The sequence below is a fragment of the Lysobacterales bacterium genome, from assembly GCA_019634735.1.
Taxonomy (GTDB): Bacteria; Pseudomonadota; Gammaproteobacteria; order Xanthomonadales; family UBA2363; genus Pseudofulvimonas.
The window spans coordinates 113,131-137,850 of the sequence record JAHCAT010000009.1; the positions used below are offsets into that span (position 1 = coordinate 113,131).

At 71.1% G+C, this 24,720-nt stretch carries 16 protein-coding genes; 7 read left to right on the forward strand and 9 right to left on the reverse strand.

The annotated features are described in order from the left end of the window. Window positions 1-10: 10 nt before the first annotated feature. Together secA and KF823_10010 are read right to left on the reverse strand one after the other, a co-directional pair. Window positions 11-2,731: a preprotein translocase subunit SecA gene (gene secA / locus KF823_10005; GenBank protein ID MBX3726240.1), complete on the reverse strand. Its 2,721-nt coding sequence runs from the start codon at window positions 2,729-2,731 to the stop codon at window positions 11-13. A 153-nt stretch (window positions 2,732-2,884) separates the two neighbouring features. Further along, the gene (locus tag KF823_10010) at window positions 2,885-3,724 is read right to left on the reverse strand and encodes a M23 family metallopeptidase (GenBank protein MBX3726241.1); all 840 of its coding nucleotides are present in this window, start codon (window positions 3,722-3,724) and stop codon (window positions 2,885-2,887) included. A gap of 128 nt (window positions 3,725-3,852) precedes the next feature. Here KF823_10010 and KF823_10015 point away from each other — a divergent pair, with 128 nt between their 5' ends. Further along, the gene (locus KF823_10015) at window positions 3,853-4,254 is read left to right on the forward strand and encodes a DUF721 domain-containing protein (GenBank protein MBX3726242.1); all 402 of its coding nucleotides are present in this window, start codon (window positions 3,853-3,855) and stop codon (window positions 4,252-4,254) included. Window positions 4,255-4,345: 91 nt separating this feature from the next. On the opposite strand, the gene KF823_10020 is transcribed toward KF823_10015, so the two are convergent. Together KF823_10020 and KF823_10025 are read right to left on the reverse strand one after the other, a co-directional pair. Next, window positions 4,346-5,263 carry a UDP-3-O-acyl-N-acetylglucosamine deacetylase gene (locus tag KF823_10020; protein MBX3726243.1) on the reverse strand — a complete coding sequence of 306 codons (918 nt, stop codon included), beginning with the start codon at window positions 5,261-5,263 and terminating at the stop codon, window positions 4,346-4,348. A gap of 426 nt (window positions 5,264-5,689) precedes the next feature. Beyond that, window positions 5,690-7,315 (reverse strand): NAD+ synthase, encoded by a 1,626-nt coding sequence (locus KF823_10025; protein MBX3726244.1) that lies wholly within the window; start codon window positions 7,313-7,315, stop codon window positions 5,690-5,692. 884 nt (window positions 7,316-8,199) lie between these two features. On the opposite strand from KF823_10025, the gene KF823_10030 reads away from it, so the two are divergent. Then, window positions 8,200-11,895, forward strand: coding sequence for a S8 family serine peptidase (locus KF823_10030; GenBank protein MBX3726245.1), 3,696 nt, complete (start codon window positions 8,200-8,202; stop codon window positions 11,893-11,895). A gap of 176 nt (window positions 11,896-12,071) precedes the next feature. On the opposite strand, the gene KF823_10035 is transcribed toward KF823_10030, so the two are convergent. Beyond that, window positions 12,072-12,662 carry a DUF938 domain-containing protein gene (locus KF823_10035; GenBank protein MBX3726246.1) on the reverse strand — a complete coding sequence of 197 codons (591 nt, stop codon included), beginning with the start codon at window positions 12,660-12,662 and terminating at the stop codon, window positions 12,072-12,074. Between the two features lie 256 nt (window positions 12,663-12,918). Here KF823_10035 and KF823_10040 point away from each other — a divergent pair, with 256 nt between their 5' ends. Then, window positions 12,919-13,278 carry a YkgJ family cysteine cluster protein gene (locus KF823_10040; protein MBX3726247.1) on the forward strand — a complete coding sequence of 120 codons (360 nt, stop codon included), beginning with the start codon at window positions 12,919-12,921 and terminating at the stop codon, window positions 13,276-13,278. A 371-nt stretch (window positions 13,279-13,649) separates the two neighbouring features. On the opposite strand, the gene KF823_10045 is transcribed toward KF823_10040, so the two are convergent. After that, the gene (locus KF823_10045) at window positions 13,650-14,450 is read right to left on the reverse strand and encodes an SDR family NAD(P)-dependent oxidoreductase (protein MBX3726248.1); all 801 of its coding nucleotides are present in this window, start codon (window positions 14,448-14,450) and stop codon (window positions 13,650-13,652) included. Between the two features lie 89 nt (window positions 14,451-14,539). On the opposite strand from KF823_10045, the gene KF823_10050 reads away from it, so the two are divergent. Together KF823_10050 and KF823_10055 are read left to right on the forward strand one after the other, a co-directional pair. Beyond that, window positions 14,540-15,718: a glycosyltransferase gene (locus KF823_10050; GenBank protein MBX3726249.1), complete on the forward strand. Its 1,179-nt coding sequence runs from the start codon at window positions 14,540-14,542 to the stop codon at window positions 15,716-15,718. 205 nt (window positions 15,719-15,923) lie between these two features. Further along, the gene (locus KF823_10055; GenBank protein MBX3726250.1) at window positions 15,924-17,537 is read left to right on the forward strand and encodes an FAD-dependent oxidoreductase; all 1,614 of its coding nucleotides are present in this window, start codon (window positions 15,924-15,926) and stop codon (window positions 17,535-17,537) included. Window positions 17,538-17,733: 196 nt separating this feature from the next. On the opposite strand, the gene KF823_10060 is transcribed toward KF823_10055, so the two are convergent. Next, entirely contained in the window at window positions 17,734-19,734 is a 2,001-nt protein-coding gene (locus KF823_10060; GenBank protein MBX3726251.1) for a beta-lactamase family protein, read from the reverse strand. 70 nt (window positions 19,735-19,804) lie between these two features. Continuing rightward, window positions 19,805-21,673 (reverse strand): DNA helicase RecQ, encoded by a 1,869-nt coding sequence (gene recQ / locus KF823_10065; GenBank protein ID MBX3726252.1) that lies wholly within the window; start codon window positions 21,671-21,673, stop codon window positions 19,805-19,807. 364 nt (window positions 21,674-22,037) lie between these two features. Here recQ and KF823_10070 point away from each other — a divergent pair, with 364 nt between their 5' ends. Further along, window positions 22,038-22,529, forward strand: a complete 492-nt coding sequence (locus KF823_10070; protein ID MBX3726253.1) for a hypothetical protein — start codon at window positions 22,038-22,040, stop codon at window positions 22,527-22,529. Between the two features lie 82 nt (window positions 22,530-22,611). Here KF823_10070 and folE read toward each other — a convergent pair whose 3' ends face one another. After that, entirely contained in the window at window positions 22,612-23,208 is a 597-nt protein-coding gene (folE, locus tag KF823_10075) for a GTP cyclohydrolase I FolE (protein MBX3726254.1), read from the reverse strand. Between the two features lie 203 nt (window positions 23,209-23,411). On the opposite strand from folE, the gene metK reads away from it, so the two are divergent. Beyond that, window positions 23,412-24,623, forward strand: coding sequence for a methionine adenosyltransferase (metK, locus tag KF823_10080; protein ID MBX3726255.1), 1,212 nt, complete (start codon window positions 23,412-23,414; stop codon window positions 24,621-24,623). Window positions 24,624-24,720: the final 97 nt, after the last annotated feature.

Below are 24,720 nucleotides of genomic sequence, written 5' to 3' on the forward strand. Positions count from 1 at the left end.
GCTCAAGGGTTCAAGCCAGCTTGCCGTGGCACTGCTTGAACTTCTTGCCGGAGCCGCAGGGGCAGGGGTCGTTGCGACCGACCTTGGGCTCGCTGCGCGCGAAAGTGCCCGCCGCCTGGGCGGTCGGCATCGGCAGGGGGTCGGGCTGGCCGCCCAGGGCGGCGGCCTCGGCGTGCTGCATCTGCAGGGGCACGCGCTGCTGGGCGGCGCGCTGCTGGGCCTCGAGCTGGGCGATCTCGTCGTCGGTGCGGATGCGCACCCGCGACAGCAGGGTCACGACCTCGCGCTTGATCCGGTCGAGCATCCCGGAGAACAGCTGGAAGGCCTCGCGCTTGAACTCCTGCTTGGGCTGCTTCTGCGCGTAGCCGCGCAGGTGGATGCCCTGGCGCAGATAGTCCATGCTGCCCAGGTGCTCCTTCCACTGCTGGTCGAGCACGCTGAGCATGATGTGGCGCTCGAGCTGGCGCATCACCTCGCTGCCGACCATCGCCTCCTTCTCGCGGAAGTGGCGGTCGACGGCGTCCTGGGCGCGCGCCAGGATGCCGTCGGCGTCCAGCCCCTCATCGTCCTGCGGCCAGCGCCGGGCGTCGACGTGCACGGCGAAATCGGACTCCAGCGCCTTCTCCAGGCCGGCAAGGTCCCACTGCTCGTCGATCGATGCGACCGGCACGTACTCGCGCACCAGCGCCTCGACCACGTCGTGGCGGATGCCCTCGATGGAGTCCTGCACGGACTCGGCTTCCATCAGTTCGTTGCGCTGCTCGTAGATGACCTTGCGCTGGTCGTTGGCGACGTCGTCGTAGTCGAGCAGGTGCTTGCGGATGTCGAAGTTGTGCGCCTCGACCTTGCGCTGCGCCTTCTCGATCTGGCGGCTGACCATGCGGTCCTGCAGGGCCTCGTCCTCCTTCATGCCGGCGAAGGCCATGAGCCGCGCCACCCAGTCCGGCGCGAAGATGCGCATCAGGGTGTCTTCCAGCGACAGGTAGAAACGGCTGGAGCCCGGGTCGCCCTGGCGACCGGAGCGGCCGCGCAACTGGTTGTCGATGCGCCGCGACTCGTGGCGTTCGGTGCCGATGATGTGCAGGCCGCCGGCGGCGATCACCTGGTCGTGTCGAACCTGCCAGTCGCCGCGCACCTTCTCGCGCTCGGCCTCCGAGGCGTCCTCGGGCAGCTGCGACAGCTCGACCTCGAGGTTGCCGCCCAGCACGATGTCGGTGCCGCGGCCGGCCATGTTGGTGGCGATGGTCACCGCACCGGGCCGGCCGGCCTGGGCGACGATCTGCGCCTCGCGGGCGTGCTGCTTGGCGTTCAGCACCTCGTGCGGCACCTTGCCCTCCTGCAGCAGGCCGGCCAGGTACTCGGACACCTCGATGGAGGTGGTGCCGACCAGCACCGGTTGTCCGCGTTCGTTGCAGTTGCGGATGTCCTCGACGATCGCCTTGTACTTGGCCTCCTTCTTCAGGAACACCAGGTCGGCCTCGTCCTTGCGCACCATCGGCCGGTGGGTGGGGATCACCACCACCTCCAGGCCGTAGATCTCCTGGAACTCGTAGGCCTCGGTGTCGGCGGTGCCGGTCATGCCGGCCAGCTTGCCGTACATGCGGAACAGGTTCTGGAAGGTGATCGAGGCCAGCGTCTGGTTCTCGCGCTGGATCGGCACGCCCTCCTTGGCCTCGACCGCCTGGTGCAGGCCGTCCGACCAGCGCCTGCCCGGCAGCGTGCGGCCGGTGAACTCGTCGACGATGATCACCTCGCCGTCGCGGACGATGTAGTCGACGTCGCGCTGGAACAGCGCGTGCGCGCGCAGGGCGGCGTTGAGGTGGTGCACCACGGCGATGTTGGCGGCGTCGTACAGGGCGTCGTCCTCGGCGAGGATGCCTGCACGCCGCAGCAGGGATTCGATGTGCTCCATGCCCTGCTCGGACAGGTGCACCTGCTTGCCCTTCTCGTCGACCCAGTAGTCGCCTGCCGCGTCCTCCTTCTCCTGGCGGACCAGGGAGGGCACGATGCGGTTGACCTTGACGTACAGCTCCGGCGACTCGTCCGCGGGGCCGGAAATGATCAACGGCGTGCGCGCCTCGTCGATCAGGATGGAGTCGACCTCGTCGACGATCGCGTAGTTGAGGCTGCGCTGGTAGCGGTCGTCCTTGGCCAGCGCCATGTTGTCGCGCAGGTAGTCGAAGCCGAACTCGTTGTTGGTGCCGTAGGTGATGTCGGCGGCGTAGGCGGCGCGCTTGTCGGCGAACGGCATGCCCGGGTAGACGACGCCGACGCTCAGGCCGAGGAACTCGTAGACCTTGCCCATCCAGGCGGCATCGCGCTTGGCCAGGTAGTCGTTGACGGTGACCACGTGCACGCCCTTGCCGGTCAGCGCGTTCAGGTACACCGGCAAAGTGGCGACCAGGGTCTTGCCCTCGCCGGTGCGCATCTCGGCGATCTTGCCCTGGTGCAGCACCATGCCGCCGATCAGCTGGACGTCGTGGTGACGCATGCCAAGGGCGCGCCGGGCGGCTTCGCGGACGGTGGCGAACGCTTCGGGCAGCAGCGATTCCAGCGCCTCGCCCTGCGCCAGCCGCTGGCGGAACGCCTCGGTCCGGGCCCGCAGCGCCGCGTCGTCCAGCTGCTGGAGCTCGGGCTCCATCGCATTGATGCGCTGCACGGTCTTGCCGAGCTGCTTGACCATGCGGTCGTTGCGGCTGCCGAAGAGGCGGGTCAGGACGTTCTGGAGCATGGCGGGCTACCTGGGATCGGGGGGCGGGCAGGGCCGGCGGCCGAGGCCCGCCCTGGTCGGGCCGGGACGCGGGCGGGCCGGCCCCTGCCGGAAACGGACAAGGCCGCGCAACGCGGCCTTGCCAGGGTCAGGTGGGGGCCTGCGGGCGCGTTGTCAAGACGCCTCGCGGTCCTCGCGGGCGGCCTTGACGAAGGTCATCGGATTGACCGGCCGGTTATTGTGCCAGACTTCGAAGTGCAGATGGACGCCGGTGGCACGGCCGGTGCGGCCCATCTCGGCGATGTGCTGGCCGGCCTTGACCACGTCGCCGACCTTCGCCAGGTTGCGGTCGTTGTGCGCGTAGCGCGTGCGGTAGCCGTTGCCGTGGTCGATCTCGACCATGTTGCCGTAGCCGAAGTGGACGCCGGAGAAGCTGACCACGCCGTCGGCGACCGCCAGGATGTCGTCGCCGCGGTTGCCGTTGATGTCCAGGCCCATGTGCAGGTCGCGGCCACCGGTGAACGGATCGGTCCGGTAACCGTAGTGGGACGAGACATAGCCGGTGCGCGTCGGCCAGCCCGAGGGCATCAGGCTGCGCTCGACCTCGCGGCCGAGCAGGAATTCCTCGATCACGGAAAGCTGCTGGGACTGCTGGGCGAACTGCCGCTCCAGGTCGCCCAGGGAGCGCAGGAACTCGACCGGATCCACCTGGCTGAGCTCGCCGAAGGTCTGCGGGCCGCCGATCGCCGGCGGCTCGCGGAAATTGAATTCGCCGTCCTCGAGCTGGCCGACCGCGGTCAGCCGCTCGCCCAGGGCGTTGAGGCGGGTCGCCTCGGCCTTGAGCTCGCCCAGGCGCAGGGCCAGGGCGTTGATCTCGCGCTCCGAGGCGCGCCGGGCCTCGGCGATCTCGGCCTCGTAGCGGTCGAGCTGGCCGCGCAGCGCGTCGATCTCGCCGGCCGCGGCGTTGCGCGACATGCCTTGCAGGTGACCGCCCAGGAAGGCCAGGGCGACCATGCCGCACAGGCCCAGGGCCAGCGCGGACAGCAGCGCGACGCCGCGACGGCCGCTGAAGGCCAGACGTACCGGCGCCGAAAGCCGGTCAGACAGGATGATAATGTTCATTGCAGCCAACTCGTCCCTACATGTCCAGGTCCGCACCACCTTCCGCACCCAGGCCGCTCGCCGACATCGTCCTCTCCTCCGATGTCGGCGGCCTGGCTGCGCACGCCGGCCGGCTGGCCGAACTGGGTGCGCGGCTGGACCGCGTTCTTCCGTCTGCCGTCGGCGCCCAGGTCAGGTTCATCAACCTGCGCGACCGAAAGCTCGTTTTTCTCGCCACCTCCTCCGCCTGGGCGACCCGCCTGCGCTATCTGCAGGGGCTCGTCCTCGAGGCCGCGCGTCAGCTCGGCGTCGATGCGGAGGCGGTCGTGGTGAAGGTCGGTGCGCTGCCGGCGCCGGAGCCTGCCCCGGAACCCGCCGCACCGCCTTCCGAATCGGCCGCCAGGCACCTCGCCCTGGCCGCCCGGATCCTCGGCCACTCCTGAGCCGTGATCCCCGAAACGGCCCCTGCCGTTCCGCCCAATCGATGCTGGAATTGCCGACCGTTGCCGCCGGTCGCGTGTTCCGCCTCCCCCGTCACCAGGCACCGGCCATGGCCGGTGCCGAATAGCCCGCCGGCGCCGTGCCGGAATCCTCGAACGACACGGTCTCCCAGGCCTGTGCGTCCGCCAGTACGGCGCGCACCAGACGATTGTTCAGTGCGTGGCCGGATTTGTACCCGGAAAACGCGCCCAGGATGTTGCCGCCGATCAGAAACAGATCGCCAACTGCGTCAAGGATCTTGTGCCGGACGAACTCGTCCTCGTAGCGCAGGCCGTCCTCGTTGAGGACGCGGTAATCGTCCAGGACGATGGCGTTGTCCATGCTGCCGCCCATCGCCAGGTTGCGGCTGCGCAGCGCCTCGATCTCGTTGACGAAACCGAAGGTCCGGGCGCGCGCCACTTCCTTGACGAAGGAGGTGGTGTTGAAGTCGATCTCCGCGCGCGAATGGCTGCGGTCGAATGCCGGGTGGTTGAAATCGATCTCGAAGGCGACCTTGAATCCGTCGTAGGGCTCGAAGCGCGCCCACTTGTCGCCGTCGCGGACCTCGACCGGCTTGCGGATGCGGAAGAAGCGCTTGGCCTTGGCCTGCTCCTCGACGCCGGCCGACTGCAGCAGGAACACGAACGGGCCGGCCGAACCGTCCATGATCGGCACTTCCGGCGCGGACAGGTCGATGTAGGCGTTGTCGATGCCCAGGCCGGCCAGGGCCGAGCACAGGTGTTCCACGGTGCCGACGCGGACGCCGTGCTTGACCAGGGTCGAGGACATGGTGGTTTCGCCGACCAGGTCGGCGCGTGCCGGGATGTCCACCGGTTCAGCCAGGTCCACGCGCCGGAACACGATGCCGGTGTCCACGGGTGCCGGACGCAAGGTCATGTAGACCTTCTCTCCGGTGTGGATGCCGACGCCGGTGGCGCGGATCAGGTTCTTGAGCGTCTTCTGACGGAGCATGCAGGCGCTTCGTGGGGCCTTGGGCGCAAAACGACCCGGAGGATAGCACGGCCCCCCGGGGGCGCAACGCCAAACGCAACACACTGTTGTTTCCGTGCAACAACTTCTTAACAAGAGGCGGGGACCGGGGACCGGGGAGGGGACAGGGGACCAGGGACCGGGGACAGGGGACAGGGGACCAGGGACCGGGGACCGGGGACCGGGGAGCGGGGAGCAGGGAGAGCGGGGAGCAGGAGCAGGAGCAGGAGTGGGGGCTGGGAAAAGGAGGCCTTGGAGTGCTGATCAGGGAATCACTGAGCATGGCGCAGGGCGCAGGGCGCAGTGAGCACGGGATCGGGGCATCCCACCCGGTCCCCGGTCCCCGGTCCCCTGTCCCCCGCCCCCCCCCGGTCCCCTGTCCCCCGTCCCCCGTCCCCAACAAGCGCCTCAGCGCCAGGCCGAGGTGATCGGATAGCGGCGGTCGCGGCCGAAGGCCTTGCCGGTGATCTTGGGGCCGGGCGCGGACTGCCGGCGCTTGTACTCGGCCCGGTAGACCATGGCGATCACCCGGGTCACCAGGGCGCCATCGTGGCCATCGGCCTCGATCTGCTCGCGCGAGCGCTGGCGGTCGATGAAGCCGTGCAGGATCGCGTCGAGCACCTCGTAAGGGGGCAGCGAGTCGTCGTCGCGCTGGTTGTCGCGCAGCTCGGCGGTGGGCGGACGGTCGATCACCGCCTGCGGGATGCCCTCGCCGTCGCCGCGGCCGTTGCGCCAGCGCGCCAGCGCGTAGACCTGGGTCTTGTAGCAGTCCTTGATCGGCGCATAGCCGCCGCACATGTCGCCGTAAAGCGTGCTGTAGCCGACCGCCATCTCGCTCTTGTTGCCGGTCGCCAGCAGCAGGTGGCCGAATTTGTTGGACAGGGCCATCAACAGGGTGCCTCGGCAGCGCGCCTGCAGGTTCTCCTCGGTGAGGTCCGGGTCGTGGCCCTCGAACAGCGGCGCCAGGCTGGCCAGGAAGGCCTGGTAGGCCGGTTCGATGTCGATGCGGTCGTGGCGCACACCCAGGGCCCGGGCCTGGGCCAGGGCGAGGTCGATGCTGTCCTGGGAGGTATGGCGCGACGGCAGCAACACGGCATGGACGCGGTCCGCACCCAGCGCGTCGACCGCCAGGGCCAGGGTCAGGGCGGAGTCGATGCCGCCGGAGAGGCCGAGCAGCACGCCCGGGAAACCATGCTTGCCGACGTAGTCGGCGATGCCGCGCACCAGGCCGCGCCAGACCACGGCCTCGTGGGCTTCGCGTGCCGCCGGCGCCCAGTCGGGGGCGCGCCAGCGCCGGCCCCCGGCGTCGTAGTCGCAGACCAGCAGGGCGTCCGAAAAGGCGGCCGGCGGACCGTGAACCGTGCCGTCGCCGTCGGCGATCAGCGAGCCGCCGTCGAACACCAGGTCGTCCTGGCCACCCACGCAGTTGACGTAGGCCAGCGGCAGGCCATGGGCGGCGACCCGCGAGGTCAGCAGGGACTGCCGGGCATCCGCCTTCTGGTCCTCGAACGGCGAGGCGTTGACCGAGAACACCAGCTCGGCGCCGCCTTCGACGACCCGGGCGATCGGCACCTCGTGCCAGAGGTCCTCGCAGATCAGCAGGCCGACCCGCAGGCCCTGCCAGTCGACCAGACAGGGTGCGTCGCCGGCCTCGAAGTAGCGCTTCTCGTCGAACACCGCGTAATTCGGCAGGGCCTGCTTGCGGCAGGTGGTCAGCACCCGGCCGTCGCGCAGCCAGCTCGCTGCGTTGTAAAGGCGCTTGCCGACCCGCAGCGGGTGGCCGACCACGGCCTCGATGCCGACCGCGGCCGCCGCGACCCGTGCCAGAGCCGCCTCGCAGGCCTCGATCAGGCTGTCGCGGTAAAGCTGGTCCTCGGGCATGTAGCCGCACAGGGCCAGCTCAGGAAAAAGCACCAGGCCGGCGCCGTGGCGGTCGCGGGCCTGGTGCATCAGGTCGATGATGCGGGCGGCGTTGTCGTCGACGGCGCCGACCGGGAAGTCGAACTGGGCAAGGGCGATTCGATGGCTGGTCATGGCGTCGATGATGCCGGATCGGCATGTCGCGCGCCCTGGCCCGGCGACGGTGTCGGCCAGGCGTGGACGGGCGTGCGGCCAGGCCGGGCACCTGGCCGGCCAGGCGCAGGCCGGGGTATGGCAGGCCCGGAAACGGGCTCGCCACAGGGCGGGCGGACCGCCCGACCCGTGAAGACCGGGCGAGGGCAAGTGGAGGGAATTCGCATTTTGTGAGTGGAATCACGCTCATGATGTGCGCACCAGCACATTGTCCAGCGCTGGTCATCGCCTTTTCCCGTGAAGGGCTCGCGTTCAGAGTCATCCGTTCCATTCATAAACAGAATGTTACGGCGACTTTCCAAGATGGTTCCTCCACCAGTTGACAGCTGTATCGGGCCTGCTTAGCGTCGGCGTCGCCTCGGGAGGAGGTGCCGGCTGGAGGGCCGGCTGTGGTTGCCGTCGTCGCTGATGCCGGCAGGTCGATGTGCCGCCCCTGCGGCCGGGCTGGAGAGGGCCCACCGACAGGTCGTTCCGACGTTCCGGGAGGACACCAGTGGTCGAACCTCATCATTAGCTGACGCCGGCCGGTCGAACAGGTCGCCAGGCGCTTGCCTGCGTGCGACATGTCGAAGAGCGAGCCGATCCGCAAGGTCCGTCTGGTCGTCCGAACTCGGTGGACCACGGGCGAGCGGCAGGCAGCGATCGACGTGAGCGGTGCGGCAGCGCAAGCAGGTCGTTGCGGGGTCTTCGCCCGCGCGGCCACGGCGTCCGGCCCGGCCCCCGGCATGCATCTCCAGACGGCCCTTGCGCGCCGCGTGTGCCGACAGGCGCACCGGTTCCGGTTGCGGGGCCGTGCCATCCAAGCATCGATCTGGCCGGTAGAACCGGCGCCAGGAGGGAGCACAATGAATCCGAACATCACGATCCTGCCGCGAGCGGCGGGGAGAGGGCTGGGCCTGCTGGTCGGGCTGGTCGTCATGGCGGCCGGCCTGTCCGGTACCGCGGGCGCGCAACTGGTGGGCAACAACGATGCCCACGTGCAGGCCTGCACCATTTCGTTCGACAGCGCGTCAATGGATGTCTGTTCCGGTCGCGTCACAACGCTGAACCCCGACATCGCTCCGCTGGCCGACCTCCGGCGCCATGCCGGATCGCCGCTGCGCGTGGTCAAGTTCGGCCGCGAGGTCGGCCAGGCCGACCGCGACGACCTGCAGCGGCTCGGCGCGACGGTGATCGCCTACGTGCCGCACTTCGCGTTTCTGGTCCGGATGCCCGCGACCAACGACGCGGCGATCCGTGCGCTTCCCGGTGTCGCGTGGAGCGGCCCGTTCCTTCCGGCCTGGAAACTCGAGAGCAATCTCGCCGCCGACCTGGCCCGTGCGGGCGATGCCGGCCGTCTCTCGGAGACGGTGTTCGCGCAGGCGGGACTCGAGTACCTGAGCATCGAGCTTCATGAGGGCGCCGACCGCAGCGCCACGCGAAACGCGCTGCTGTCGGCGCCCGGCATCGCGTTGCATTCGATCCAGGAGGTCGGGGCCAGCGAGCGACTGGTCGTCTCCTTCCAGGCAGCCAGCCTGCGCGACGCCGTGTTCGAGATCGCCGGCAATCCGGAAGTCGGCGCGGTCGGCTACCACTGGCCGGCGGAGAACTTCAACTCGCAGGCGGGCTGGCTGCACCAGAGCGGCACCAATTCAGGGCCCAGCCAGCTGCCCGTTTTCGAGCGCGGCCTGTTCGGTTGCGGCCAGCTGATCGGCATGTTGGACAGCGGGCTGCACGCAGCCAATTGCGCATTCAGCGACATCAATCCGCAGACCGGCCAGCCCAGGGCGGTCAACACATCGAGCTGCACGGGCGGCACGTCCTGCACGGCGATCGCCGTCGACAACGTGCACCGCAAGATCGGCGCGCACTACAAGTGGAACGGCGGCACCGGCGGTCCCGCGGACGGCCATGGCCACGGCACCCACGTGGCCGGCTCGATCCTCGGCAACAATCCCACCGGCGCCGTCGACTGCGCCAACTTCACCACACCGGGTGGCCTGACCAACCTCGACGGCACCGCACCCGGCGCCCGGATCATCTCCCAGGAGGCAGGCGCCGGCCTCGAGTACCTCAACACGCGCGGCGGCAACATCTACCACGCGGTCCAGATCGCCTACCAGAACGGCGCGCGTATCCACAACAACTCCTGGGGCAGCAGCTGCCGCAACCAGTCGAACCAGTGCATCTCCGGTTGCCAGGTCAACTACATCGCCAGCACGCGCGATGCCGACCGGGTCGCCTGGGACTTCCCCGAGATGGCGGTGTTTGTCGCTGCCGGCAACAGCGGCGGGCTGGGCGGCAGCAGCGGATGCGGACCGGGCGCGGACGTCGGCGCCCCGGGCAATGCCAAGAACGTGTTCTCGATCGGAAGCAACAACCGCGGTACCGCGGGCAACGACATGTCCAGCTTCTCCTCGCGCGGCCCGACCTCGGACCGCCGCAGCAAGCCGGACATGACCGCCCAGGGCGGCAGCATCGTCTCCTCGTCGCGCACGACCTGTGGCACGACGACCATGAGCGGCACCTCGATGGCGACGCCCACCGCATCCGGTCTGGCGGCCCTGGTCCGCGACTACCTTGCGCGTGGCTACTACCCGACCGGCAACGCGGTGGCGGCCAACGCGATCGCCACGCCTTCCGCGGCCCTGGTCAAGTCGATCATGGTCAACGGCGCGCATTCGATCACCGGGACCGGTACCCAGGGCGGCGCGCCGAGCCAGTCGCAGGGCTGGGGGCGCATCAATCTCAACAACTCACTGCATTTCGCCGGCAATGCCCGGCAACTCTGGCTGCACGACGCCGGCACCGGCCTGCAGACCAACGGCCTGGACTCGCACACGCTGAACGTGCAGGCCGGCCAGCCGCTGGTCGTGACCCTGGTCTGGCATGACGCGCCGGCCCTCCTCAATGCCAATCCGCACGGCGTGAACCGCCTCCGGCTGGAGGTCGTGGCCCCCGACGGCAGCGTCTGGACCCAGAAGCTGCCGGCCACCGGCGGCCTGAACAGCCCCAACCCGTTCGCCGACACCACGACCAGCAACTACGACACGGTCAACACCGTGCACAACATCCGCCTGGCCTCCCCGCAGAGCGGCACCTACACCGTGCGCGTGCGCGGCGTGCAGGTGGCGCAGGGTCCGCAGCGCTATGCGCTGGCGGCGACCGGCGCGTTCGGATCCGGCGCACCGCCCACCTGGACGGTATCGGGGTCGGTGACCACCAGCGGCGGCGCCGGCATCGCCGGCGTGACGGTCAGCGCGGGCAGCGCCAGCGCCACCACCAACAGCGCCGGCGCGTACACGATCAGCGGCCTGGCCAACGGCGGCTACACGCTGACGCCGAGCCTTGCCGGCTACACCTTCTCGCCGGTCACCCGCAGCGTCACGGTCAACGGCGCCAACGTCACCGGCCAGAACTTCACCGGCACCGCCACGCCGACCACCTTCAGCGTGTCCGGCAGCGTGACCACCAGCGGCGGCGCCGGCATCGCCGGCGTGACGGTCAGCGCGGGCAGCGCCAGCGCCACCACCAACAGCGCCGGCGCGTACACGATCAGCGGCCTGGCCAATGGCGGCTACACGCTGACGCCCAGCCTGTCCGGCTACACCTTCTCGCCGGTCAGCCGCAGCGTCACGGTCAACGGCGCCAACGTCACCGGCCAGAACTTCACCGGCACCGCTTCCGGCTCCGGTCCGGTCGCGCTCGCCAATGGCGTGCCGGTCAACTCGTCGGTCAACTCCACCACCGCCAACAGCGATTACAAGGAGTTCACCATCGCGGTGCCGGCAGGGGCCAGCAACCTGGTGGTGGCGACCACCAACGCCACCGGCGATGTCGACCTGTACCTGCGCTTCGGGCAGTCCCCGGGCACCGGCACCGGCCAGTGGGACTGCCGCCCGTACCAGAGCAGCGGCAACGAGACCTGCACGGTCGCCAGTCCGCAGGCGGGCACCTACTTCGCCCGTGTCTACGGCTATGCGACCGGCCTGCGTACCTTCACCATCACCGCGAGCTGGACGGCGGGTGGCGGCGGTCCGGTGCAGCGCCTGGCCAACGGCAACTTCGACACCATCACCACCAGCACCAACAGTGCACCGGATGGTTCCTGGTCGCGGGTGGCCTTCAGCGGAACCTCGTTCAATACGCTGCTGGCCGGGCAGAGCAATGCCCACACCGGGGGCAGCTACGCCTACCTGGGGGTCAACAACAGCGCCAGCCAGACGGTCGATTCGGCTGCCGCGTCGATTCCGGCGGCGGCGACCACGGCCACGCTGTCCCTGCATGTCTCCATCGTCACCCAGGAGACCACGACCACGCAGGTCTACGACCGCCTGTTCATCGAACTGGTCGACGCGTCCAACAACCAGGTGCTCCAGACCCTGGCGACGCTGTCCAATCTCGACCGCACCAGCAGCGCCTCGACCTATGTGCAGCGCAGCTACAACGTGGTCGCCCACAAGGGCCGCAACGTGAAGGTGCGGCTGCGCGCCACGACGGACGGCTCCCTGACGACCCAGTTCCGGGTCGACACGGTCAGCCTGCTCGCTGACGGCGGCTGACGGGCGCCCGGCAGGCCGTTGCATGACGGTCTGCCGGGGTGCGTCCCCACGATGACGCCGGCGTGGCGCAAGGACCCGTGTCCTTGCGCCACCGCCTGCCGCCGGCCGCCGACGGGGGCGGCACCGGAGCGATCCCGCCTGCCGAACGGGTTGGCCACGGCCGTGGCCGGCGCAGGTCAGGTTCCCGCCCAGCACAGGCACAGGTTGTTCGCCGGCAGGTCGTCGCGGGCGTGGCGTGCCAGCCCGGCGGCGGCGGCGAGGGCATCGATCCGGGCCAGACGGCGCAGGCCCATGTGCGGCGCGCGCGCCCGCAGGTCAGCGTCGAACGCGAGATTGCTCGCTGCCGGCGTCTCGCCATCGACCAGGAAGGGCCCGTAGACCACCAGCCTGCGTGGCCCGGCCAGCACGCGCGGCAGCGCGTCGAACAACGCCTCGACTTCGGACCAGGCCATGATGTGCAGGGTGTTCGCCGTGAACACCGCATCGGCCTTCAGGTCCGGCCAGGGGCCGGCGACCTCCAGGGCCAGGGGCGGTGGCGTGTTGGGCAGGCCGGCCTCGTCGAGCCAGGTCCGGATCCCGGCCAGCTGGCCGGGCCGGTCGCTGGCCTGCCAGGTCACCTGGGGCAGGGCGGCGGCGAAATGCACCGCGTGCTGGCCGGTTCCGCTGCCGATCTCCAGGACCGTCCGGCAATCGGCGAGGTGCCGTCGCAGCACCGCGAGGATCGGCGCACGGTTGCGTTCGCAGGCAGGGGAGTACGGCTTGTCCATGGGCCCGGCTCAGGGTTCGGGGGGTCAGGCGCGGGGGCACGAATGGGCCGTTGCCGTCCCCCCTGCCGGACGGCCGCCCCATTATCCAGCCCGGAACCGTCATGAGAACGCGTGGCGATGTCGTCGATACCGCGCCACAGCGCCGCAGCGCTCAAGGGCGGCGACCGCAGGTGCGGTCTTGTGAAGCATCCGGACTAGAATCCCGCGCCGTCCGCCGCCAACCTCCGGCCGCCGCCCTCCCACCGCACGAACCCCGATGTCGCATCCTTGCCTGCATTGCGGCGCCTGCTGCGCCCACTTCCGCGTTGCCTTCCACTGGCTGGAGGCCGATGCCGGGGGCGGTGGCACGGTGCCGGCCGCCCTGGCCGAGCCGTTCGACCGTCATCGCCTGGTCATGCGTGGAACCCAGGCCAGGCAACCACGCTGTATCGCGCTCTTGGGCGACATCGGTGCAGCCCGCTGCAGCATCTATGAACAGCGCCCCAGCCCGTGCCGGGCCCTGCAACCGGCCGGGCAGGACGGCGTGCCCAGCCCGCAGTGCGACCGCGCCCGCCGGGCACACGGTCTGCCACCGCTGTCGGACACCGACTGGCAGCCGTCCCCGGGGTCCGCCTGACGCCGACGCCGCAGGGTCGTGGTCGCCACGGCCGGGAAACGTTCCGGCGCGTTGGCGAGACGGCCGGTCGCGCAGGCGTGCGTGCGCGCCGGGACCCGTGCGCCAATGCGCAGATGCCGGGGTCGTGTCGGGCTAGGTTCGCCCCCTTGGGGTCGCGGGCATCGCCGGGATCCGGCGTTCGCTGGGTCGGGTTCCCGCCAGGCCCCTGCATGACGGGCTGAGGAGCAGGCGCATGAAATCCAGGACGAAAAGAGTCGACGCCGTGCCGTTCCGGGCGCCGCCGCGCGTCCCGTCGTGGTCGGGCGGCGGCCGGCCCAGGCTGGCGTTGCTGGTCGCCCTGCTGGTTCTTGCGGTCGGCTGAGCGGCGCCGCTCACCAGGGAATCGGGCGCCCGTCCCAGGCCAGGAAACTGCCGCTGTCGGCGGGCGACACATTCGCGATCACCGCCAGAAGGTGCCCGGCCGCCTGCGTCGGAGAGATCACTTGCGTGGGCCCCAGGCCGGCCCGGAAGGGCTGCGAGAGGGCCGTGTCGACCGTGCCCGGGTGCAGCAGCAGGCAGGCAGCGGCGGGATTCAGCCGCCGCAGCTCGATCGCGAAGCTGCGCATCAGCTGGTTCTGGGCGGCCTTGGCGGCCCGGTAGGCGTACCAGCCGCCCAGGCGGTTGTCGCCGATCGATCCGACCCTTGCCGACAGCGAGGCGAACACCGCCGGTTCGCCGTGACGCAGCAGTGGCAGCAGCGCCTGGGCGAGCAGCACCGGTGCGAAGGCGTTGACCGCGAAAACCGCCTGCAGGGCCTCCAGGCGAAGCTGGGCGAGCGCCTTCTCGGGGCGCACGCCCGGTCCGTGCAGCAGGCCGGCAGCGTTGATCACCAGGTCCAGGCCGCCGCCGGCCAGTTCCCCGGCCCGGGTCGCAAGCCCGGCCAGTTCCCCGGGGTCGGTCAGGTCGCAGGCCAGGCTGTGCCGGCCAGGGAGGTCCGGCCGCGGCAGGGCGGGCTGCCTGCGGCCGCCGACCGCCAACAGCACGGCAACGCCGGGGTCGGCATCCAGCGCCGCGACCAGGGCACCGCCCACACCGCCGCTGGCGCCGGTCACCAGGACCCGGGCAGGCCTGCCCAGTCCCGCCACCGGCGGCCCGGTGCGGTGCCGATGCGCTGTGTCAGGCGATGGCGACATGCGCCGATGGTCGGCGACGCGTCCTGAAGCCGGCGCGAAGGGTCGCTCGCTGTCGCATTGCCGCAATCAACGTCCGCCAGCCTTGGCAGGTGGACATCCTGATGCTCTCGGACGTGTACTTTCCCCGGGTCAACGGCGTGTCGTCCTCGATCCGGTCGTTCGCCCGCGAACTGGTCCGGCTGGGCCATGCCGTCACCCTGGTCGCGCCCGGCTACGACGCGCCCGGACAGTCCGAGCCCTTCCAGGTGCTGCGCCTGCCGGGCCGCCCGGTACCGTTCGATCCCGAGGACCGCCTGATCTCCGGCAACGCCGTGCGCACCGCCGCGGCGCAGCTGGCGGCTCGGCGTTGGGACGTGATCCACGTGCATACCCCATTCCGCGCCCATGCCCTCGCTTTGCGGGTGGCAAGGCGAACCGGCCGTCCCCTGGTGGCCTCGTACCACACCTGGTTCGAGCAGTACGCGCGGCATTACCTGCCCTGGTTGCCGGGGCGCCTGCTGCGGGCCGGCGCCAGGGCGCTGTCGAGGCGCCACTGCCGGGTGCTCGACCATCTGGTCGTGCCGACCGGGGAGATGGCCGGCGTGCTGGCCGGCTATGGCATCTCGACACCGCTCACCGTGCTCCCGACCGGCCTGGATCTCACCGAGTTCAAGGGCGGCGACGGCGCGGCTTTCCGCGCGCGCCACGGCATCCCCGCCGACCGGCCTGTGCTGGTCACGGTCAGCCGGCTGGCCGCGGAGAAGAACATCGGCCTGCTGCTGGATGTCACCCACAGGCTGCAACGCGCGCATCCCGGCCTGTTGCTGCTGGTCGCCGGCGAAGGGCCGGATGCGCGTCGCCTGCGCCAGCGTGTCGCCGAACTGGGGCTTGGCGAACAGGTGCGCTTCTTCGGCAACCTCGACCGGCGCACCGAGTTGCTGGACTGCTACCGCGCCGGGGATGCCTTCGTGTTCGCCTCGCCGACCGAGACCCAGGGGCTGGTGCTGATCGAGGCGCTGGCGCTGGGCGTGCCGGTGGTCTCCACTGCCGTGATGGGCACCGCAGCGGTCCTCGCCGGCGCGTCCGGCGCCGTGGTCGCGCCCGAGGATCCGGCAGGCTTCGCCGACGCCGTCGACCGCCTGCTGCGCGACCCGGTGCGCAGGTCGGCGCTCGCCCAGGCCGGGCCCCAGGATGCGGCCCGCTGGTCCGCGCCTGTCCTGACACGCCGGCTCGAGGACCTGTACGCGACACTTGCGGCGACCCGCGCGTCGCCGCTGGCGCTGGCCTGAGCGACGGCTACACTGGTTCGGCGGTGTGCTGCCCGGGAGGGATCGGGGCGGGCAGGCCGCAGTGCCGCTTCGCGCGCAGCGGGCACGGACCGCCGCAGGCGGGCCTGCGTCCGCCACGGCGGCCGGCCCGTCGACCGGCTCCGTCCGGTCTGGCCGGGAACGGCCACGGCACACTCTGTGTTCGCCACCAACCGGGAGGACCACCATGGCCGCAGCCCGCACTCCGCTGTTCCGCATCCTTCGTCGCGTCCTGGCCACGGCGCGCGCCGTCGAATCCGGCGGCGCACCTGCAGACGAAATCATCGACGCCTTGGCCGCGCAACGCCGGGGCCGGACCCGCCGCGACTTCCTCCGGCAGTCCGGCCTTGCCGTGGGCGGCCTGGCCCTGGCTGCCTGCATGCCGCGCCCGCTGGCCCCTGTGCTGCCCGCGCCCGTGCACGGCGCTCGCGAAGTGGCCATCGTCGGTGCCGGCATCGCCGGCCTGACCGCCGCCTGGCGTCTGCGCCAGGCGGGCGTGCCGGTGCGCCTCTACGAAGCCGGGAACCGAATCGGTGGCCGCATGTACAGCCTGCGCGACCATTTCCCGGAGGGTCAGGTCGTGGAGCTGGGCGGCGAGCTGATCGACACCGGGCACGTCCGCATCCAGGCGCTGTGCGCCGAGTTCGGCCTGGCCCTGGACGACCTGCCCGCCGATGGCGCAGAGTTGCATCAGGAGGTCTGGTGGTTCGAGGGCCAGCGCCGCAGCGAGCACGAGCTGGTCGCGGCGATGGCGCCGCTGGCCCGCGCCCTGGCGCGCGACCAGGCGCGGTTGCCCGACGACGACATCACCTGGCGCGACGACCAGGGCCTGGCCGACCTGGACCGCACGCCGCTTTCGCAATGGCTGGACGCGGCCGGACTGGACGGCTGGCTGCGGCGGCTGGTGGATGTCGCCTACACCACCGAGATGGGCGCCGAACCGGACCGCCAGTCGGCGCTCAACCTGATCGACTTCATGGCCATCGAGGACGACCGGTTCAGCATCTTCGGCGAGAGCGACGAGCGCTTCCACGTGCGTGGCGGCAACGACCTCGTGGTGCATGCCCTGGCCGCACGGCTTGCCGACGCCATCGAGACGGGCGTCGCGCTGGAGTCCGTGCGCGAAGGCAGCGACGGCGGCGTGGTGCTGGGCCTGCGCCAGGACGGCCAGGCCAGTCGCGAGGTCGCCGCCGACCTGGTGATCCTGGCCTTGCCGTTCACCACCTTGCGGCGGGTTCGCATCGACCTGCCGATGATGCCGGCCAAGCGCCGCGCCATCGCCGAGCTGGGCTACGGCGACAATGCCAAGCTGATGATCGGCTTCGACCGTCGGGTCTGGCGCGAGCACGGCAGCAACGGCAGCACCTTCACCGACCTGGCCCTGCAGAGCACCTGGGAGACCAGCCGCGCCCAGCCCGGCCGGCACGGCATCCTCACCAACTTCACCGGCGGCGCCCATGCCCGCTCGATCGGCCGTGGGCCGGTGGCGGCGCTGGCGCAGTCGGTGGCAGCCGACCTCGACCGGATCTTCCCGGGGGCGGCGGCCGCCCACGCAGGGCAGAAGGCGGTGCGTTTCCACTGGCCGTCGCAGCCCTGGGTACAGGCCAGCTACGCATGCTACGGGCCGGGCCAGTGGACCACGCTGCGCGGCGCCGCCGGCGAACCGGCCGGGCGGCTGCACTTCGCCGGCGAGCACTGCGCGCTGGACAACCAGGGCTTCATGGAAGGCGGCTGCGAAACTGGCGAGTGGGCCGCCGCCCAGGTGCTGGAGCGCCTTGGGGTGCGGGCGCGTGCGGCCTGACGGAGCGGGGAGCGGGGACCGGGGAGCGGGGACCGGGGACCAGGGACCAGGGACCGGGGACCAGGGACCAGGGACGAGGGACGAGGGACGAGGGGCCAGGGACGAGGGGCCAGGGACGAGGGGGCAGGGGCCAGGGGCCGGGTTCGTGGCTTCGGGAGGGCCGGGCGATCGGGCACGATCGCGTTCGTTTCGGAACCTAGAGCTGCATGCCCAGCAGGTTCCAGCGCCACAGCAGCCAGGTGGCGAGCGCCAGCACCGCCAGGCCGAGCAGGTGGCCGAGGCGGGCACTGGCCCGCCAGCGGCTGCGCAGCACCGCGGGCAGGGCAAGCAGCTCGAGCACGGTGGTCGCCGCCGCCACCGACAAGGCCAGCAGGGCCCACCAGGCCTGGCCGGTCGGCCAGTCGAACACCAGCGAATTGCCGCGTCCGGCCAGATCAAGGCCGGCGCGGACCGCAAGGACCACGGCGACCAGCCAGGCCAGCGCCCCGAAGGTACGCAGCAGGCGCACGGGCGCCAGCCCGGGCCGCGTCGGCTGCCGGCGCCGGCTGGCGCGCCGGAGGCTGCCGGCCAGGCGGGTGGCCGCGACCAGGGCCGCCAGCGCCAGCACGCCGGCCAGCACACCCGACCGGTCCCAGAAGCCGACCCGCTCGTGGCGCTGGATGCCGGGACTGACCACGAAGCCGGTGGCGCGGCCGTCGCTGCCGACCTCGAACACGACCCGCAGGTTGCCCCGGTCCTGGCGGAACACCGAGCCCTGCTCGGGCAACAACCGCAGGGTCTGGCTGCCCATGCGCAGGCGCAAGCCGCCGCCGCCGTCGGCGTCGACCCGGGCATCGCCGGACAGCTTCATCACCGCCGACTCCGCACGCGTGTACGCCCGGCGGTTGCCCCGGTAGTCGCCGAGGTAGCGCGTCAGGGCGGCGGCGTCGCTTGCCGGCGCCAGCGATGCCGGTCGGGCCAGCGGCTGGACGTGCTCGACGATGGCGCGCACCACGTCGGTCACGGCGCCCCTGGCGTTGCCGCTGTTGGCGCTGACGAAAATTCCCAGGTCCAGTTCGGGCAGCAGGGCCATCGCGGTCATGAAGTACAAGGTGGCGCCGCCATGGCCGTAGGCCGGGACGGCGCCGAAGCGCTCGCTCAGGAAACCGTGCAGCACCGGCGGCGCGCCCGTGGCGTTGACGAACAGCGGTTCGCGCATGCCTGCCGCGATGCCGGGGGGCAGGATGCGCACGCCGTCCAGCTCGCCGTCGCGCAGGTGCACGCGCATCCAGCGCGCCATGTCGGCCGCGCTGGACGAGGCGGCGCCCGCGGCGGCGCCGTGGCTGACGAACTCGAAGCCGCGCGGGGAGGCGATGCTGCCGGCCATCTCGAAACCGGTGGCGAGGCGCGCCGCCAGCCGCGGATCGATGCGGCGCGGGTTGCCCTCGGGCAGCGGCTCGCGGAAGGTGGTCGAGGCCATGCCCAGCGGGCCGGTCAGGCGCTGCTCGACGTAGTCTTCGAAGGGCATGCCGGCGACCTGGGCGATCAGCGCGCCGAGCAGGGCGACCCCGTAGTTGGAATACACCGCCGCGGTGTCGGGTGCGCGCACCCGGGCCGGCCGGTGCCGCTGCAGGTAGTCGGCCGGGGCGAGCACGGCAGCGGCCTCACGTTCGAACAGGTGGCCCAGCGCGGTATCCTCGAAGCCCGCGGTGTGGCTGAGCAGGTGACGCACCCGGATCGGCTCGGCCCAGCCGTGGTCGGGGATCCGCAGGGCGTCGGGCAGATGTCCGTTGACCGGGTCGTCCAGGCCGATCCGGCCCTCGGCGACCAGTTGCATGGCGGCGGTGTAGGCGAAGGTCTTGCTCACCGAGCCGATCCGGAACAGGCTGGCCTCGCCATCGGCCGGGCGTTCCGGGTCCACGCCGGCGCGGCCCCAGCCACGCACCAGGCGCACCCGGTCGTCCTGCACCACGCTGACCACGATGCCTTCCAGCGGCGTCCGCAGGCGCAGGCCTTCGACCAGGCCATCGACGAAATCGCCCAGCTGCCGGTCCGCCAGCCGCTGCGCATCGGTGATGGCCACGGCGGATGCCGGCTCGCCTGCCACCTCAGCGGCGGGGAGGGTTGCGGGCGCCTGCGCGGCAGCGAGGAAACTCGCGCCGGCCGCGCATGCCGCGGCCAGGGCGAACACCAGACCGCGGACGGATGTGTGGGTCATCGCGACTCTCCCTGCAGGCGCGGCGAGTTTAGCCGCCGCGCGCGGATCCGGACGTGCCGCAGTGCCCGGTTCAGGCCGGGTCGGTGGCGACTGCGGGGCTTGCCGCGCCGGCGACCACCGCCAGCAGCTCGTCGCCGTAGCGCGCCAGCTTGGCGGCACCGACGCCGTGCAGCCCGGCCAGTGCGTCCAGGCTGTCCGGCGCGGCGTCGGCGATGGCGTGCAGGGTGGCATCGTGGAACACGACGTAGGGCGGCACGTTCTGGGCCTTCGCGGTGCGCGCCCGCCAGGCGCGCAGGGCCTCGAAGAGGGCATCGCCACGGGCATCGAGAATCGCCGGCGCGGCCGCCTTCGGACGCCGGTTCCGGGCTGCCGACCGGGCGGTGGGCCGGCGCAGCCGCACGTCCTGCTGGCCACGCAGCACCGGGCCGGCCGCTTCGGTGAGCCGCAGCGCACCGTAGCCGGCGAGATCGATCTCGAGCAGGCCCAGCGCCACCAGCTGCCGCAGCACCGCACGCCAGGTGCGTTCGTCCAGCTCACCACCGACACCGAAGGTCGGCAGCTCCTCGTGGCCCTGCTGGCGCACCTTGTCGGTGGGCTTGCCGCGCAGCACGTCGATGAGGTGACCGGCCCCGAAGCGCTGGCCGGTCCGCCAGGCCGCCGACAGCGCCATGCGCGCCGCCTGCGTGCCATCCCAGGCCTGCGGGGGGTCCAGGCAGGTGTCGCAGTTGCCGCAGGGATGCGCCAGGCGCTCGCCGAAGTACTCGAGCAGGACCTGGCGGCGGCAGCGCAGGCTCTCGCAGTAGCCGACCAGCGCGTCCAGCTTGCGGATCTCCACGCGGCGACGCTGTTCCAGCCGGGCACGGGTGTCGGCGTCGATGTCGTCGCCGGCCTCGGCCAGCGGCTGGTCGATGAAGCGGCGCAGGTTCACCACGTCAGCCATGCCGTGGCACAGCCAGGCATGGGCCGGTTCGCCATCGCGGCCGGCGCGGCCGGTCTCCTGGTAGTAGCCCTCCATCGACTTGGGCAGGTCCAGGTGCGCGACGAAGCGCACGTCGGGTTTGTCGATGCCCATCCCGAATGCGATCGTCGCGACCATCACCACGCCGTCCTCGCGCAGGAAGCGGCGCTGGTTGGCGGCGCGTTGCGCGGCGTCCATGCCGGCGTGGTAGGGCAGCGCCTCGATGCCGTGCCCGGCCAGCGCCAGGGCGGTCTCGTCGACGCGCCGCCGCGACAGGCAGTAGACGATGCCGGACTCGCCGCGGTGCCCGGCCAGGAAGGCCAGCAGCTGGCGTTGCGGATTGTCCTTGTCGACCACGCTGTAGCGGATGTTGGGACGGTCGAAGGAGCTGGTGAAGCAGGCGGCGTCGGCCAGCTCCAGGCGTTCGACGATCTCGGCGCGGGTCGGCGCGTCGGCGGTGGCGGTCAGGGCGATGCGCGGTACCTGCGGCCAGCGCGCGTGCAGCACGTCGAGCTGCCGGTATTCGGGCCGGAAATCGTGGCCCCATTGCGACACGCAGTGCGCCTCGTCGATGGCGAACAGCGCGACCTCCACCCGTTCGAGAAGATCGAGGCAGCGTGTCGTCAGCAGCCGTTCCGGCGCGACGTAGAGCAGGTCGAGGGCGCCGGCCAGCAGGCGGCGCTCGACCTCGGCCGCGGCCTGGGCATCCAGGCTGGAGTTCAGGCAGGCCGCCGCGACGCCGAGCTGGCACAGGGCATCCACCTGGTCCTGCATCAGGGCGATCAGCGGCGACACCACGATGCCGGTGCCCGGCCTGACGATGGCCGGCACCTGGTAGCAAAGCGATTTCCCGGCCCCGGTCGGCATCAGCACCAGGGCGTCGCCGCCATCCACTACATGCTCGATGATCGCCTGCTGCTGGCCCCGGAAGGCGCTGAAGCCGAAGATGCGGTGCAGGACGTCGGCGGCGCGTTCGTTCATGCGCGCAAGGCTAGCAAACCCGGCGTCGGGCGCCGTCGGCGGTTTTCCGGAAACGACCCCGGAATCTTCCGCTTCGCGGTGGGACGCGGAGAGCGAGGTTGCCCATGCATCGATCGATGGCGGCGCGCAGCCTACGCGAACCGGCATCCCCGCACGCTTGTCGTCCTCACCGGGACGCGCCCTCCCCGAGGGCGGGCGCGATGGCATCCGCAGCCGTGGCTGCCCTTCCCGCGGGCTGGGTGCGCGGGCAATGGTCTCCGGAGGTGGAAAAACTCCCTGCCGCGTGCTGCAGTGCGCGACATCAGGGAATGATCCTGAAGATGCCGGAGATACCCCGGAACCACGCAAGCACGGATCAGCAGTAATGACCGAGCCCGACAATTACCGACCGCCGCGCCAGAATGGCAAGACCCCGGATACCGCCGCCGACCGCCGGTTCGGCACCGGTGTGCTGGTCCTGGTGGTCCTGGCCCTGGCCTGGCCCTGGTATGCCTGGTTCGTCGAGGACCTGCTCGATCGTAGAAGGCTGGCCCTGGAGGCGGCGCAGATGGAGGCGGCGCTCGCCGAGCAGGCGGAACAGGCGCGGCAGGCTTCACAGCAGGCAAGACAGGGCCGCCTCGCCCGGGAGCGCGAGCGACGCGTGGCGGCCGTGCAGCTCGCCGGCGTCAGCGATGCCGCCGACGCGCCCGTGGTCATCGCCAGGCTCGGCGAGGCCAGCCTCGAGGAAGCGGGCGAAACCCTCTGCCGCCAGGCCGGCGAATGGCTGCGGCGGCCCACGTCAGGAATCCGTCTGCGTGTCCAGCGCCATAACGGCAGCCGCCCCGCGACCGACGTTGGGGAGTTACGCTGCCCCTAGGTATCGACCAGGCGTGCCGCGGATTCGTACGTCAGGTAGCGCGCGACGCGCTGCGGCGTCGCGAGGCCCGACGGCCGCTGCCTCAGCCCCGCCGCATGTCGATGAAGGCCAGGAACTCGGCGCGGGTGCGGGCGTCCTCGCGGAAACAGCCCAGCATCTGGCTGGTGACCATGGACACGCCGCGCTTGTGCACGCCGCGGGTGGTCATGCACTCGTGCTGGGCCTCGATCACCACGCCGACGCCGCGCGGTCGCAGCACGTCCTGGATGCAGTGGGCGACCTGCGCGGTCAGCTTCTCCTGGACCTGGAAACGCCGCGCGTAGGCCTCGACCACGCGCGCCAGCTTGGAGATGCCGACCACCTTGTCGGTCGGCAGGTAGCCGACGTGGGCGCGGCCAATGATCGGCGCCATGTGATGCTCGCAGTGCGACTCGAAGGCGATGTCGCGCAGCATGATCAGCTCGTCGTAGCCCTCGACCTCCTCGAAGGTCCGACGCAGGTAGGCGTTCGGGTCCTCGGCGTAGCCGCTGAACCAGTCGCCGTAGGCCTTGACCACGCGCTTGGGCGTGTCCAGCAGGCCTTCGCGGGTCGGGTCCTCGCCGGCCCAGCGCAGCAGGGTGCGGATCGCCTCCTCGGCCTGCGCGCGGTTGACGCCGTTTCGGTCTTCGTTGTCGTCCATGGCCGGGTTCCGGTGCAGGGGTCAGGGGAGAATCGGACGGTGTCAGGCGGCGCCGCATGGCGGCGTGAACGGACCGACCGGTCGGGCGTCGCCGCACGTGGGGGGTTTACCCTGCCTGGCCGGGCAGATGCAATCCCGGCCGCGCTTGGCTATGATGCCCGCCCTACTTTATCGCTTCATCCGGAACAAAGGATAGATCGCCCATGAGCAGCACCCTGTTCACCTCCGAATCGGTGTCCGAAGGCCATCCGGACAAGCTGGCCGACCAGATCTCCGACGCCGTCCTGGATGCCATCCTGGCCCAGGACAAGGGCGCCCGCGTCGCCTGCGAGACCATGGTCAAGACCGGCGTGGCGATCGTCGCAGGAGAGATCACCACCAGCGCCTGGGTCGACCTCGAGGCGCTCACCCGCAAGGTGATCCTGGACGTCGGCTACAACAGCAGCGACGTCGGCTTCGACGGCGCCACCTGCGGCGTGCTCAACCTGATCGGCAAGCAGAGCCCGCACATCGCCCAGGGCGTCGACCGCAAGAAGCCCGAGGAGATGGGCGCCGGCGACCAGGGCCTGATGTTCGGCTACGCCACCAGCGAGACCGACACCTTCATGCCGGCGGCGATCCACCTCAGCCACCGCCTGGTGGAGCAGCAGGCCAAGGTCCGCAAGAAGAAGAACTCGCCGCTGCCCTGGCTGCGCCCGGACGCCAAGAGCCAGGTCACTCTGCGCTACGAGAACGGCAAGGCGGTGGCGATCGACGCCGTCGTGCTGTCCACCCAGCACCACCCGGGCGTGAAGCAGAAGGACCTCATCGAGGCGGTGCGCGAGCACATCATCAAGCCGGTGCTGCCGGGCAAGTGGCTGCACAAGGGCACCAAGTACCACATCAACCCGACCGGCAAGTTCGAGATCGGCGGCCCGGTCGGCGACTGCGGCCTGACCGGCCGCAAGATCATCGTCGACACCTACGGCGGCTGGGCCCGTCATGGCGGCGGCGCGTTTTCCGGCAAGGACCCGTCCAAGGTCGACCGCAGCGCCGCCTACGCCGCCCGCTACGTCGCCAAGAACGTGGTCGCCGCCGGCCTGGCCGACCGCTGCGAGGTGCAGGTGAGCTACGCCATCGGCGTCGCCGAGCCGACCTCGATCTCGGTCACCACCTTCGGCACCGGCAGGATCGGCGACGACAAGATCGAGAAGCTGATCCGCAAGCACTTCGACCTGCGCCCGTACGGCATCATCAAGATGCTCGACCTGGTGCACCCGGTCTACCAGCGCACCGCCGCCTACGGCCACTTCGGCCGCAAGCCGGAGGCCGTCACCTACACCGACGGCGCCGGCAAGGCCGTGCAGGCCACCGCGTTCTCCTGGGAGCGCACCGACCGCGCCGAGGCGCTGCGGGCGGATGCGAAGCTGAAGTAGCGGTAGGCGCTTGCGGGGCGACGCACTTCGGGCCGCAGCAGCGGCCCGACTTCGCCTGGCGACGTGGCCGCAAAGGCTCAGACTCCCTCAGCCTCAG